15 protein-coding genes are annotated in these 14,112 nt (G+C 42.9%); 6 read left to right on the forward strand and 9 right to left on the reverse strand.

The features are described 5' to 3' along the window. Nucleotides 1-41 precede the first annotated feature (41 nt). Entirely contained in the window at nt 42-968 is a 927-nt protein-coding gene (locus MHI15_RS18085; RefSeq protein ID WP_076137184.1) for a cell wall hydrolase, read from the reverse strand. Nucleotides 969-1,045: 77 nt separating this feature from the next. Further along, nucleotides 1,046-1,648 (reverse strand): RNA 2',3'-cyclic phosphodiesterase, encoded by a 603-nt coding sequence (thpR, locus tag MHI15_RS18090; RefSeq protein WP_076309551.1) that lies wholly within the window; start codon nt 1,646-1,648, stop codon nt 1,046-1,048. A gap of 89 nt (nt 1,649-1,737) precedes the next feature. Here thpR and MHI15_RS18095 point away from each other — a divergent pair, with 89 nt between their 5' ends. Beyond that, the gene (locus MHI15_RS18095) at nt 1,738-2,694 is read left to right on the forward strand and encodes a D-2-hydroxyacid dehydrogenase (RefSeq protein ID WP_076129248.1); all 957 of its coding nucleotides are present in this window, start codon (nt 1,738-1,740) and stop codon (nt 2,692-2,694) included. 78 nt (nt 2,695-2,772) lie between these two features. After that, nucleotides 2,773-3,288 (forward strand): GrpB family protein, encoded by a 516-nt coding sequence (locus MHI15_RS18100; protein WP_076279904.1) that lies wholly within the window; start codon nt 2,773-2,775, stop codon nt 3,286-3,288. Nucleotides 3,289-3,362: 74 nt separating this feature from the next. Here MHI15_RS18100 and MHI15_RS18105 read toward each other — a convergent pair whose 3' ends face one another. After that, a complete protein-coding gene (locus tag MHI15_RS18105) occupies nt 3,363-4,772 on the reverse strand; it encodes a deoxyguanosinetriphosphate triphosphohydrolase family protein (RefSeq protein WP_038568916.1) in 1,410 nt (469 codons plus the stop codon). A 279-nt stretch (nt 4,773-5,051) separates the two neighbouring features. Between MHI15_RS18105 and MHI15_RS18110 the strand changes: the two genes are divergently transcribed. Continuing rightward, nucleotides 5,052-5,801, forward strand: a complete 750-nt coding sequence (locus MHI15_RS18110) for a polysaccharide deacetylase family protein (RefSeq protein ID WP_076129284.1) — start codon at nt 5,052-5,054, stop codon at nt 5,799-5,801. 66 nt (nt 5,802-5,867) lie between these two features. Further along, nucleotides 5,868-6,866, forward strand: coding sequence for a substrate-binding domain-containing protein (locus MHI15_RS18115; protein WP_076279905.1), 999 nt, complete (start codon nt 5,868-5,870; stop codon nt 6,864-6,866). 378 nt (nt 6,867-7,244) lie between these two features. On the opposite strand, the gene modB is transcribed toward MHI15_RS18115, so the two are convergent. From modB to MHI15_RS18140, 5 genes are all read right to left on the reverse strand, one after another. After that, complete coding sequence (gene modB / locus MHI15_RS18120) at nt 7,245-7,901, reverse strand: molybdate ABC transporter permease subunit (protein ID WP_172628881.1); 657 nt, start codon at nt 7,899-7,901, stop codon at nt 7,245-7,247. 40 nt (nt 7,902-7,941) lie between these two features. Further along, nucleotides 7,942-8,736, reverse strand: a complete 795-nt coding sequence (gene modA, locus MHI15_RS18125) for a molybdate ABC transporter substrate-binding protein (RefSeq protein WP_370511265.1) — start codon at nt 8,734-8,736, stop codon at nt 7,942-7,944. A 508-nt stretch (nt 8,737-9,244) separates the two neighbouring features. Further along, nucleotides 9,245-10,210 carry a helix-turn-helix transcriptional regulator gene (locus MHI15_RS18130; RefSeq protein ID WP_076129254.1) on the reverse strand — a complete coding sequence of 322 codons (966 nt, stop codon included), beginning with the start codon at nt 10,208-10,210 and terminating at the stop codon, nt 9,245-9,247. A gap of 199 nt (nt 10,211-10,409) precedes the next feature. Next, complete coding sequence (locus MHI15_RS18135) at nt 10,410-11,096, reverse strand: hypothetical protein (RefSeq protein ID WP_076129255.1); 687 nt, start codon at nt 11,094-11,096, stop codon at nt 10,410-10,412. Nucleotides 11,097-11,286: 190 nt separating this feature from the next. Next, complete coding sequence (locus MHI15_RS18140; protein ID WP_341164666.1) at nt 11,287-11,973, reverse strand: M50 family metallopeptidase; 687 nt, start codon at nt 11,971-11,973, stop codon at nt 11,287-11,289. A gap of 225 nt (nt 11,974-12,198) precedes the next feature. Here MHI15_RS18140 and MHI15_RS18145 point away from each other — a divergent pair, with 225 nt between their 5' ends. Together MHI15_RS18145 and MHI15_RS18150 are read left to right on the forward strand one after the other, a co-directional pair. After that, nucleotides 12,199-12,666 carry a hypothetical protein gene (locus MHI15_RS18145; protein ID WP_076129257.1) on the forward strand — a complete coding sequence of 156 codons (468 nt, stop codon included), beginning with the start codon at nt 12,199-12,201 and terminating at the stop codon, nt 12,664-12,666. Between the two features lie 49 nt (nt 12,667-12,715). Further along, nucleotides 12,716-13,420, forward strand: a complete 705-nt coding sequence (locus MHI15_RS18150) for an AIM24 family protein (protein ID WP_076129258.1) — start codon at nt 12,716-12,718, stop codon at nt 13,418-13,420. A gap of 94 nt (nt 13,421-13,514) precedes the next feature. Here MHI15_RS18150 and MHI15_RS18155 read toward each other — a convergent pair whose 3' ends face one another. Continuing rightward, nucleotides 13,515-13,970 carry a Dps family protein gene (locus tag MHI15_RS18155; protein ID WP_076129259.1) on the reverse strand — a complete coding sequence of 152 codons (456 nt, stop codon included), beginning with the start codon at nt 13,968-13,970 and terminating at the stop codon, nt 13,515-13,517. Nucleotides 13,971-14,112: the final 142 nt, after the last annotated feature.

Raw genomic sequence — 14,112 nt, forward strand, 5'->3', positions numbered from 1 at the left:
GTTTACCCTATATAGCGCTGAGGTTCACAGATCCACCAAATTTATTTATAAAAAGTATGATTGCCAATGGTTTTAACATAAGTCTGTGTATGATGTACGGTCAGATCCTGTGCAAGTTTTAGCGACAAGAAAAAGTAAGTATTGTCGGGAACTTCCTTTACTCCGGAGAGTGCAGCATTCACCGCTTTTATACTATCATCGTTAGGCTTCACACGGTTAAGACGCCCGTTAGCTACAGGGCTGAACTGGCTCTTCTGATAAATAACCTTATATATCGTGTCGGGGAAATTGGCTGACCGCAGCCTATTCAGAACAACGTTGGCAACTGCCACCTTGCCCTTGTACGGTTCACCTTCCGCCTCTGCCATTACAATTTTTTGTAGCAGAAGCAGTTCTTCTTCGGATACAGCGTAGCGCCGGGTTGCTTTACTTTGCTGCTCCTGGCTTAATAGCTCTGTCCGAGAGAAGTACAATGTTGTGAGGGGATGTTTCTGAGAAGCCGAGACTGTCTTCGCTGTCGCCTGACTACTCTTTGTTGCTGTTTCCGCCAATTGCGACGCTTTTTGCGCAGCTGGCTTGGATTGTACTACATCAGCCTTCACCCGAATAATGGAAACGTTCGATGTGTTTTTTGTGTTTTTTTGTTTTAATTTTTTTACACTAAGCCATTCCACACCCTTCGCCGGTTTCCAAGCGGAACTTAAAAGACTGAATGTGTTATTAAGCTTATTGGCTTGTGTAACTTCTGTAATGCCCCTCGTAATGCTACTCGTTATACTAGACTTCGATTCATCTTGCAAAAGAGAAAGTACGGATGCACGGCTAGTGGATTGCAACTTATCCATCTGCACCCTGTCCATCTTCCCTTCCGCAACTTGTTCGGGTTGCAATAAGCTTATGGCAGAGAAACACACTAGTATAACGCCAACGAGCAACGCAATATAGCGGTTTTGTTTAAAAATTAACATGATATTCCTCCTATTTCACGGCACATTCCTATTGTATGTAACCGAAAACGGAAGCTTTGAAAACTTTATTATCGATTTTAAACTGTAAACTTTTCAATAATTTCATACATAGGAATGGCATACATTCTGGTAGCATACAACACAAAACTATCAATCGTCCAGTCTCTCTGATAGTTTTTTAGGTTCCAATCATCATCCAATTTCAGTAAATTTTCCAGCAATTTATCATCATATGAATTTTTTCCCCGGTACTTTCGAGCCACGGTAAGATGCGGTTTATAGGCCCTGGATTCGCCTGAAAAACCTAGTGGAAACGTCGCTGAATGCACTCTGGCAGCTAATTGATTTAATGCCTCTATTTCGCCGGAAACCCCTATCCACAGGACTCTTGGGGAAGCTGGAAGACCAAATGTGTCCCATTTGTCCAAAGAGAGATTGAAGGGTCTGCCTTGCCCCGCAGTCTGCCTCAAGGATTTCACTAAATCTGGAATTTTGGCCTTTGGGGTATCTCCTAAAAATTGCAGGGTAATATGATAATCTTGCGGATTTGTCCATTTAGCAAAATCAAAATTTTCAGATAGCTTTGAACATGCCTGCGCCACTATTTCTTGCAGCTCAGAAGGTAATTTCACAGCTAAAAAAAGCCGTTCTAATTCGTTCTCTGATGCTTTAGCATCCATGGTCAATTTCACCTTCTCCAATAGATTTGGTATTCTTAACCTATAACATGATCCATATCCATTAAACCACAAAGTAGGAGGAACACATCATGACTAAGTCTATAGTATGTCTACAACCACTTACATCTCAGCAGCAGGAAAGGATCAAAGCGGCTGCCCCAGGCTATACATTTACACAAGGAGACGCAAAAAATCCGGATTTGCAGCTGCTTGCAGAAGCAGAAATTGTAATTGGCTGGGCAAAAGGTATTTCGGATACACTCCTTCGCCCCGAGTCCTCCCTTCGCTGGGTTCAGTCCTGGTCTGCTGGTATTGAGAAGCTTCCTCTCGATCGTCTTAAGCAACAAGGAATCCTGCTCACCAGTGGGAGCGGGGTTCATGCCGAACCTATTTCTGCGGTAATCTTCGGGTTCATACTTCTCTTCACCCGTAATTTGCATACAGCTGTACGCAATCAGCAGAACCGGATTTGGAAATCTGATGGCAGTGAAAGCGAGCTGTTCGGTAAAACAGCCGTAATAGCTGGAACTGGAGCGATCGGCAGTGAAACCGCCAGAATTGCTAAAGCCTTCCGGATGAAGACTATCGGTGTCAGCCGTTCCGGTAAGCCAGTCGCAGACTTTGATCAAATCTATACAACAGATCGTTTATCCGAAGCTGTAAGTCAAGGCGATTTCATCATCAATACCCTTCCTATTACCGATGAGACCAAGCATTTATTTAATGCCACCAGCTTCTCCGCGTTTAAAGAAGGCTCCTATTACATTAACATTGGCCGGGGCGCAACTACCGATACAGAGGCGCTGATCGATGCATTGAATCGCGGACAACTCCGTGGTGCTGGGTTGGATGTTTTTGAGACCGAACCCCTTCCGCAGGATCATCCGCTTTGGTCTATGGAGCAGGTTATTATCACTCCACACTCCGCTGGAATTACAGATCAATACGCTGACCGGATCGTTAATATTTTTACCGAAAATGTGAAGTCTTACTTATCATCAGGCACACCTTCTCTAAATCTTGTTGATTATGACCGGCAATATTAATAATAAGCTTTACAAAACAGGAACATCTGTTCTATAATAAAAAAATCCAAAGTTATCCATAAAGAGAGGGTTAGTGCAATGAAGGTCACGGTCACAGAATTTAACGAACAATGGAGTCTAATGTTCAACGAAGAAGCTCAGAAGATTAAAGATATCTTTGCTGATGCCCTCGTTGATATTCACCACATTGGCAGCACTTCTGTTTCCGGACTCAAAGCGAAACCAATCATAGATATAATGCCAGTAGTACGAAATATCGAAGCTGTAGATGAGTTCAACCAGCAAATGACAGCACTTGGTTATGAATGTATGGGTGAGTTCGGTATCAGTGGCAGAAGATATTTCAGAAAAGGCGGAAATAGCAGAACCCATCATGTTCATGTCTTCCAAATGGATAATAAGATAGATATCGGTCGTCATCTGGCTGTAAGAGACTACCTTCGATCATATCCGGAGGCGGTTAAACAGTACGGAGATTTAAAAGATACTCTTGCCAAACAATTCCCAGAGGATATTGGAGCTTATATAGACGGGAAAGAAGAATTTGTGGTTAATCTTGAAAAAACTGCATATGAGTGGTATTTAAATCAATAATCCTTATAAAAATAGCCCCTGCTGTTCATTTAGATGATCTAAATGAACAGCAGGGACTACTTGTCTAAGAGCCTCTAATCCAAATCATAAATCGAGCCGACTTTCAGTCCGTACAGCTCATTATATATTTTCTCTGCAAAAGCATCAGTCATCCCTGCGATATAATCAATCACCATATGCTCCCAAGTCCAAATCGGCTTTGCCTGCTTCTGATCTTTCTCAAAGCGCTGCAGCCAATCCGATGGAATAATGGCTTTAGAGGTCTGTGGATCCAGAAATGCTCCCCATAGTCGGCGCAAAATCCACTCACTACGTTTCTGCAGCCGCTGCACACGCAAATCACGGATCATAGTGACCCATGCGAAGCTTTTCAACACACTGACGGTCCGCAGCATATCTTCATCTTCTTTTCCTTCCTTTATAAAGGTGACCTTCTTCCAGTCTCCATCTTGGATCACTCCCAAGCTTGCGACAAAGGTACTTACCCAATAAGCCTTAACTTCACGTCGAGTGCGGGAATAGTCGTTTTCACAGGTTGGCATTTTTTCCTTCCAAACCCGAAGAAATGAACTGAGCACTTCCTCGACCTTCGCGCGAATGCCTTCCTCTTCCCAGCCCTTCCAGAAGAAATCCTCGAGCGTGGTGATTTTCTCCACGATTAACCGTTGGATATAAGAATCATGCATAAAGTGTTCATGCACTTCAATCTTTCCGGCTTTAATCCCATCCTCCAGATCATGTGCAGAATAAGCGATATCGTCACAAAGGTCCATAAGCTGAGCCTCCAACGTTTTCTTACCTGCTGGTATTCCCCACTCTTTGCGGATCTCCGAAATATATCCCCATTCGTGCAGGTACATCCCCTTCTTCAGCGAGGTGCCGGGAAAAGGATACTTATTTATGCCTAGCAGCACAGCATCCGACAGATTTAGGCCATCAATATTTTCACGCTTCTCCAGAAACATAATCAGCCGATAATTGTGGGCATTGCCTTCGAAATGCTCATAACGTTGCTTCATCTGCTCATGGATCAGCAGCCGATCCACACCCGTTGCGCCTGATTGCAGCGCAGCTTCGTTAGTTTTCTTCTCAATAAGCTGTTCCAAAATATTATCCAGCACTTCTTCCCCTTTATGTCCAAAGGGAGGATGGCCAAAATCATGAGCGATAGCTGCGCATTCCACTACCTCTGGATCGATAACAAGCCCCGGATTCTCCGCTTTAGTGGTTTCCACTTCTGGATACGATCGCAGCAGACTTTTCGCCGCCTCACGGGCAATCTGCGCAACTTCAAGTGAGTGAGTCAGACGTGTACGGTAATAATCACCCGTCCCTGCTCCGAATACTTGTGATTTACCTTGTAGCCTACGAAAAGTAGGCGAATGAATCAGGCGTGAATAATCACGCTCATAAGCAGCTCTCGACGTTTCAAGGCGGGTAATCTCCGGATATTGCCGGTGTTCTCTTTTTTCAATAAGTGTCATATTCCCACCCCTAACCAAATGTCTGTATATAGTACTTCATTATAAGGCATTTTCATAACTATTTTCACATCAAAATACAAAAGCTAATTTAATTATAAACGGGCATGTCGATAACTATGTAATCATCAGAAGCCAAAATGAATCTCATAACCTGTACATGAAGGTATAGTAGAAAGAAGAAAGAGCACGAAAAAAGACTGGTTGTCTTTACAAAACTTAAACTATGAATATACCGACCCCCAAAAGGAGCACTCTAAAATAAAAAAAACAGGTGAAATGATGAAAACTCGCAGCAAAATTATGATGATCACCCTTACACTCTTTTTATGCTTCACGAACTCTGCTCTAGGCAGTCCAAGCAAAAACCGCGACTACTACGAAAAAAGAGGAGACATGATTTGGGAAGTACATACTAACCAAAAAGTGATTGCATTGACGTTCGATGACGGTCCTGACCCTACTGAAACCGATCAAATCTTAAAGGTATTGAATCAATACCACGCGAAATGCACCTTTTTTGCGATAGGAAAAAGAATTGCAGCCTATCCAGAGGTAGCGAAACGTGTGATTGCTGAGGGGCATGAATTAGCTAACCATACCTACAATCACGTTTATTTTAAAAGACCTATTAATGAAGCCCAATTTGAGCAGGAGCTAAAATTGACCGAAGAAGAGATTATAAAAGTCTCCGGTAAACATAGTTCACTGTTCAGACCACCAGGCGGCATGTATGACGAGACCTTAGTAGATCTGTCTAACAATATGGGCTTGAAGCCAATATTATGGTCCTGGCATCAAGATACACGTGACTGGAATCGCCCAGGGGTATACAGTATTTCGAACAAGGTCATTCGAAATGCACGAAATGGAGACATCGTTCTGTTTCATGATCATGTGCACGGGCAGTCACAAACTAGAGAAGCGCTTAAAATTATTTTGCCCGAATTAGAAAAGAAAGGCTTTCGATTTGTCACTGTCTCTGAGTTGATCAAATTATCCAGTACACAGCAGGCTGGGAAACAACAATAGCCTAATTGCACAGGACTTCAAAATAGGGTAGTCTTGTCCTAATATGAAGTTCTGGAGGCTTTTGTGATGTCCGATAATACATCCTATACGACAGAGGAAATTGCCCGCTTATTAAAAATATCAAAATTAAAAGTATATGATCTAATTAAAAAAGGGGAGCTCCCCTCCTACCGTGTAGGAAAACAAATGCGCGTGGATCAATCCGATTTAGAAGCCTACAAACAAAATACACGGAGTGGGGTGTCTACCGCTAACCCTACTACTATAATGGGCCAGACTCCACCAGCAATCCCCTTGGCCTTTTCCGGTACAAATCCAGCTCAAATGCCAGCACAATCTCCTCACCTTAAAGCTGTAGGACACAGCTTGGTGATTACAGGTCAGGATATGTCACTGGATATTCTAGCTACCTATTTAGAACGGGCTCTGCCTACTGAACGTCCTCTTCGTTCTTATGCCGGAAGTCTAGACAGCCTGATTGCCATGTATAAAGGGGAATCGGACATTGTCAGCACACATTTACTCGACGGGGATACTGGAGAATACAACCTACCCTATATCCGTAAAATACTCGTCGGATGTTCTTATGTTGTAGTTCGCCTGCTAACCCGAAGTGCTGGTTTATACGTACAAAAAGGGAATCCCAGAGGTATTCAGGAATGGTCTCACTTAGAGCAGGATGGACTCACGCTGATCAATAGAGAACGAGGCTCAGGTGCACGCGTATTATTGGATGAACAGCTTCGATTGCATGGCATTCCAGCAGCCAGCCTATCAGGCTATATGAACGAGGAGAACAGCCATTTGGCAGTTGCCGGTAAAGTGGCCCGGAGAGAAGCTGATGTAGCCATCGGCACCGAGAAAGCCGCCAAGATTGTCGACGGCGTTGATTTTATTCCTATGATTCAGGAGTGCTACGACCTGGTGATGATAAAAAAACCGGAGCATGAGCAATGGATCGCTGCCGTGATTGATATTTTGCGTTCACCAGCCTTCCAGAGTGAGCTTGGATCCATTCACGGATATGATCTCACGGAAACTGGGACGATTATTTATGAGACTTAATGGTCGCAGACAGAAGAAGGAAGCAATCTGCAGAAGCGTTTAACTGTATTTCGTACAACTATATTACTTCGAACAACTAGCAAATTAGATATAACTGTATTTGGTACACCTATTTCTTTTGATTTACTACCTCATAGGTGATTTTTCGCGTTTTAGTTGTATAGAATACAATTAAAGTTAGAACGTTCCCTTATGCAGACCGAATAACTGTATAGAATGCAGTTAACTCACAGACTCCATCAAAATTTGGCGGCGCTAAAAGCTGCATCAAAGTCGCCGGGTTTCCACTTGCTCAGCATCTGCTCAAGCCGCCCGCTTCAAACCCAAAACACCAGACAGCAACTCTCCCATAACCGGAGAATCGCTGTCTGGTGTTTTTTAAGAACGCCGATTCACAAACATCAGCATAGCGGCTGAAATAACAATAATTGAGCATACCCACATCCACGCGAGCGTCATATTGCCTCCATCTACCGCAACATAGATCGCTGTGGGTAAGGTTTGCGTACGGCCCGGAATATTGCCAGCTACCATGATGGTAGCGCCAAACTCCCCAAGACCGCGGGCAAAGCCAAGAACATAACCGGCTGCCAGCGACCGGCCCGCAAGCGGCAGCGTGACATAGCGCAGTACCTGCAGTTCACTTGCCCCTTGTGCCCGCGCTGCATCTTCAAGATCTGCTTCTATCCCTTCGAAACCCGCCTTCACTGTGCGATATACGAGTGGAAAAGCTACAACTACAGCAGCGATAACAGCTGCCCCCCATGTGAACAGGATCGTCTGCTCCGTCATCTGTTCATACCATCTGCCGATCCAGCTTCGTCGGCCTAAAATAACTAAAAGCACAAATCCTACGACCGTCGGCGGCAAAACGAGCGGAAGCAGCATTATAGTCTCTACCAAGCTGTGGCCAGGAAACTTCCGGCCTGCCATGGCCTTCGCAGCAGCTGTGGCCAAAATGAATACAATAATGCTGGTAATCACAGATATTTTTACGGAAAGCCATACCGGGGCGAAGAAATCAGTCCAGTTTATTTCCAACCTTATTCCACCCGCTTCTACTCGTAATTTCTATTTAAGGAAGCAGGAAGCCATAACTTACAAAGATATCATTAGCTTCCTTGCTCTGAAGGTAACTATACAACTCCTTAGCTGCCTTTTGATTCTTCGAGCTCTTCACGATGCCTGCCGGATAATTAATGGCTTTGTGTACATGTGGACCGACCGTCAAAGCGATTTTAGTTTTCTTTGAAGTAAGCGCATCTGTCTTATAGACAAAACCGGCATCGGCATTTCCTGTTTCTACATAAGAGAGAACCTGACGCACATCCTTGGCGAATACGAGTTTACTTTGCAGCGGATCCCATACCTTTTTCGCTGCCAGCGATTGCTGCGCATATTGACCCGCCGGCACAGATTCAGGCTGTCCCACTGCCACCTTCTTAAAAGCTTTATCCGTAAGCTGAGTAATCGTAGTTAATTTGACCTTTGAATCTGAGGGTACAACTACAACCAATTGATTCTTAAGCAGAACCTTATGATCGGAGATAAGTCCACCTTCCACCAGTGCATTCATCTGTTTATCACCTGCAGAGAAGAACAGGTCCGCCGGGGCCCCTTGCTCAATCTGCTTTTGCAGAGTGCCGGATGCTGCATAATTAAAAACCAAATCAATATCGGGATGTTTCTTTTCATAAAGGAGAGCAATCTTATCCAGGCTGTCTTGCAAACTAGCCGCTGCGGAAACAATAATTTCGGTCTTCTTGGTGGCTGCTTGCACCTCTACACCTGAACCTGCAGATAAATTCACAACCAGAAGGATTGCCAATATCCCCATCACGGAGAGTGCCCATTTCTTAAACATTTCCATTCCTCCCAATTTCGTATGTATATATTTAGATGCTATTCTAGCATACAGTTTTTCGTTTTTCTATAAGTACAGTTGTGTTTGTATATGTTTAGTTATATATTGTTATAATTAGACAATATACAACGATGATTTTGGCTTTTTGCACACAAAAAAGATGCCTCTGACACCCCTAAATAGGGCTGCAAAGACACCTAACACGAATGATATTAATTCTTCACGTTAAAGCCCAGTACATTCAACATAATGGATAATCCACTCCCCCAGGAACCTCACCCGGATTAATATATTCATTTTTAAGAATCAAATGAATCTTGAGAATACTTTTCTTCTATATAAAATTGAACAAAGGTCAAATTCGAGGATAAAAATAACCCTATAAATTATAATTATGTTATTTAATGTATGATGATATTATAAAAAGACTCACCAAACAAGAGAAATATTCTATAATTTTTGATTTGTAACAATATATGTAAACGAATATTTCATTTGAAGGTGAGAATCCATCTTATTTATATTGTGATATCCATTTCTCCAACTGCTGCCTGAGCACTTCACGATAATATAACGGCTCTATGATTTCAGCATCCTCTTCGAATCTCTTAATCCAGCGGACAAACGCAATATCTTGTTCCAACGCGACTTTAAAATAACAACACCGAGCTTGACGGTCTACTTTATTCGGCTTATAGGGCAGATCCTCTCTCTTAAGCCCTTCCATGATTCGCTCCGAAAATTTCACTTTAAACTCTACCTGCAAACTGTCGCGGTCAAGTGACCATTTTTGCTTCATAAAAGCTTGCAAATCAAATGATTCCTTTGAGAAGCAGCGGTTTAGTGGCTTCACGTTTGAAAAATCGTTGATATGATATGTACGAATAACACCCTGATGATGGCAAAATCCAATGAGATGATAACGATTTTCCAGTGGGACTAAACAATAAGGATCGATGGTTATTTCTTTCTCCTCCACTGCATTCTCACAATAATTCGCTTGAATACTCCTCTGCTTTAATAAAGCCTCCAATATAGGTGTTAAAAAAGATTGATGCTCCATCTGTGCACCGCTTCTTTCCAACCAGCTTGTACCTGCTTCTCTTCTTGCACGTTCTATCGTTTCTTCCCGCTCCGCCTTTCGCTTGTATTCAGCTGCAACTACTTTTTCATAAGCGCCTTCAAAATCGATAGGCAGAACGGGTTTAATATCTTCCATAATATAGCGTAGTTGCGAAAACGCAGACGCCTCTTCTTCCGACCAATCCAAAGGATAAAGTGCAAAATTGCCAATAAAAGCATAGCCTTTTCCATGTCCAAGGTGGGTTATAGGAATATGCATGGCGCTAAGCGCGTCCATATCCCGGTATATCGTTCTCTCGCTGTTGCCGCAGCGTTCCGCCAATTCACGGGCTAATATCCCTGGCTTGGCTTGAACAAGTGTAATAATGCGCATCAGTCGGATTAATCGGTCTGTCATATTCAGTTCCCCTTGATTTATGGTTAAATAGACCCATTATTTTATGAAAAAAAGTAATAGTGTGATAGAACTTTTTTACTATGTTACCACATTTTATATTACAATTCTTCTGATTATTTTCCGCCGAACCCGCTGACAAAACAAATTTATGTATAGGTCTTTTTTCGTCAATATGCATCTTCTAGTTGTATGTCCTATATCAATTTCCAGTAGCAGTTTTCCCCCGCTTCTGATACTCGAATCCAATCTGTTTATACAACATTTCGGCCTCTTTAAGTAGTAAAGGATCTCCAGAACGCACGGCTAGTAATAGTAATTTATCTGCGTGACGGCAAAGCTTTTCATGAGCTTGACTATGTTGTCCTTCATTTTGCAACGTGGTTGCCTCCTCAATCGTTTCAGCTGTTTTTAACAATTCCAGATGTTTCTCTACGTGAAAGCAGCAGGTTTCACTCAGAACCTGAGTATGATGCGTGTATTCTAGCTCAAGAACCTTTACTGGAAGCTCTTGAACACGCTCTACGGTTGGCTTTTTATATTTCCACTGTAAGGAAAGAGCTTCATATCTACCTGCAATAGTAGTAGAGATATTGAATTCCAAAGCAATAAACTTTCGTTGCCCCGTTTTTATTTTGCCAAGCTTAAGAAGTAGCGATCTGCCTTCACCGACTTCAAACTCACACCCATACGAACGCTTAAAAGTTACATGGGGTTCAAGCCAAACCCGCAGCTCAATTTCACGCGCAACCACTTTATAACTGCTGGGTCGGCTGTGCTCTGCAGGTATACTCCCTTTCCATTCGACAAGCAAAATAACCTTACGATTGCCGCCTGCAAAAATACGATTTTGACTCCATGTGAATACGGGATGAATACTTTCTATCATTATTTCCACCTCTTTCTTTTTTTGGGTCTTCTATTAATGTACCAATAATGGCGGACAACTCCATGTCATGGAATGTATGTTCGGTTCTATATTATCGACAAAAAAAGAGTCATTCTACATGCTTAGTAGACTGACTCTTGTAAAAACAACTCCTTTTGTCTTTTTATGACGAAAATTTTATGTTTTTTTCTCATCGACTCCCTAATTTAGTCTGCATTCGCTCTCGCTTGAAAAATAGTCCCAGTGCCCATTTGGCACACAACAGAGAAAATATAAAAAACAGTGTAGCCCAAAATATAGCGGGTATGGGAGTCATTCTTGCCAGATTGCTGGCATCTCCTGCACTGGACGGTGATACAGCAGCCGCGTATACCAGAAATAAACTTCCCATTACAGACTCCTCCAAGGTTAAAAAGGCCAATAACAAATAATAATATTTGCTGGCCTTCTTCCAAACCACCAGCATTAGAATATTTAGCGCAATAAATCCGCCCAACCACATCATGCCAAAGCTTCCTCGCACGTATAGCAGGAGCATAATCAACGCCACACCCGTAGCTAAGATAAGGCCCCAATCATGGCGTCCCTTACTGTATAAATAGAAGAGCAGAAGTGCAAATAAGGAGGCTAGCAAATAACCCGAGAGGGAAACTAATATTGCCTTGCCCCCTTCTTGAATGGCTGAATAGGTTACACCGCTATGATCTGCGTATAATTCAATCCTCAGCACACTACCCGACAGTAGTAAGGTCATCAGAGCATGACCAAATTCATGAATCATCGTGTCTAAATTCCGAAACAAAGATGAAAATGGGATCAATCTAGTCAAAAAAGCAGATCCGATCAGAAGCAATATTGTTTTAAGCCATTTGTTCAATCGACAGCAGCCCCTTTCGTCCAAAGTATACGATAAATAGTACCTCTTCTCAATCGAGATAATCACGGACTGATCGTGTTTAATAATGAGTAAACGAAAACCTTAAGGAGGTAAAAATCACTTTCATTATAAGCATTACCAGTCCCATGGCGTACGCTGTCAGAAGCTGTCAAGCTGTGTTAAAATAAAAGAACTACAAGCCTAAATTGGGTGGTGATTATATAGATGAAGCAACATAAATCCCGAGCATATCTACAGCTGTTATATTCGCTCCTGTTCTTGCTGACGCTTACTGTATGCCTGCCAGCTCCTGTAGCAAAAGCTAATATATTCAGTGATATCTATAATGGAGTTAAAAATTTCTCCGAGCTGCCAAACGAAGTGAATGAATTAAAGGAAGGTTTTCAGCAAACCGCTGAAGAGCTTCAGCAGGCAAAGGATAAGCTCGCGAATACCACGCAGGAGATAGAAGCTTACCGGATACAGAACGAAAGCCTACAAGAGCAAAATCGCCAACTAACGCAGATGGTTGATGAATTAAAAAATGACCGGACGGCACGTGAAGAATATTATCATAAAATCAAAGTGACTATTTTTACAGGGATTGGACTAATCCTAGGTTATTTTATACTGATCCGTTTTATTCGTTTCAGCATGCTTTACCGTTCGCGAAAAGGCGACCGTCTGCGTTAGTCTTACGTATTCATTGAAGATCACAGTTACAGCATGAGGGAGATGAACTATGAACATCGATATCCAAGATGAAAGCGACAGTGGAAGCGGACAAGCCGTAGCCTTCTCCCTTGAGGAGAAGGAAGAGGTTCATGTACTCCATCCACAACAAATTATCGCTTATCAAGGTCCTTCCTCAGGACGAGCGGACAGATTTATGGATGTGAAGGGCATATACCGCAAGCGAAAGTTGATTCGTTCCGATATGGCAGGTCCTTGCCATTTCGTCGCCGCCCTTCCACCAGGCTATCGCATAAAAATCCTGCAGCTCGATGGCAAAAGCGATCTGCTGTACGACTTTAAGCATCTCTTCTTCTACAGTATAGGTATTTCACTGGAGACCCGAGTGCTAAGCATGAAGAATGTGCTCGTTACACGGGACATTGTAAAAGTGAAATTCTCGGGCAATGGCATGATTGGCATACTGACGGAGGGTACGGTCTGTGAAGCTGTACTGCACCCGACCAACCCCCTTTATGTCGATGCAGGCAGCATTATTGCCTACCCTGAGAATGCCAAGCTGGAGCTCACCGTTTACGGCAACCATTTGGCTAGCCAGCATATGAGCTATCACTGGAAGATGACAGGTCACGGGCCTGTGCTGTTTCAGGCAGGACGTCAGAACCGCCGATTCGAAAGAGATAACAACGATGATGGAATTGTTAAACGATTTCTACGCGAGGTAGTTCCCTTCGGGGGTGTGTTTATTAAATAGTTGTGTTCAGCAGTAAAACAACAAAACAAAGAGCGCCATGCGTATCCTATACGCAGGCGCTCTTTGTGGTTCTATCCTTTATAAGAATGTTGTCTTAGGCGATAAAAGCATTCAACATCCAAGCATGTTTCTCAATGCTGCTTCTAATACCAATCAGCAGATCCGCAGTGGGTTGATCAGCCAGTTCTTCTGCAGTAGCAATCGCAGCTTGCAGTTCTTTAGAAACAGTTGTAAAGTCTCTAACCAGCTCCATTACCATACCCTTGGCATCTTCGCCGCCACGAGCTTCCTGTAAATCGGAAAGCTCCAGATATTGTTTCATAGAGGAGGCAGGTTGTCCACCAATAGCAAGCAGGCGCTCAGCCAAATCATCTGCATAACCAGCAGCTTCATTGTAGAGTTCTTCAAACTTCTCATGCAGCGTGAAGAATTGGGATCCGCTAACATACCAGTGATAATGATGAAGCTTTACCCCAAGCAGGAACCAGTTCGCGGTCTGGCGGTTCAAAGCAGCGTGCAGTTCAGTTTGGCTCTTTAGTTGTGTAGTCATTAATAAAACCTCCTATGGTTAATTTATTATATTGTATTTAGACTCGTTCTAAATCTATATACAATTTAACACATCCTTTTGCTTTTTGCAACCACTCTGAAGATTTGCATGTTGCCGATTCTAGCATAACTTTTGTTATAAC

The organism is Paenibacillus sp. FSL H7-0918 (assembly GCF_038007025.1).
GTDB lineage: Bacteria > Bacillota > Bacilli > Paenibacillales > Paenibacillaceae > Paenibacillus_AQ > Paenibacillus_AQ odorifer.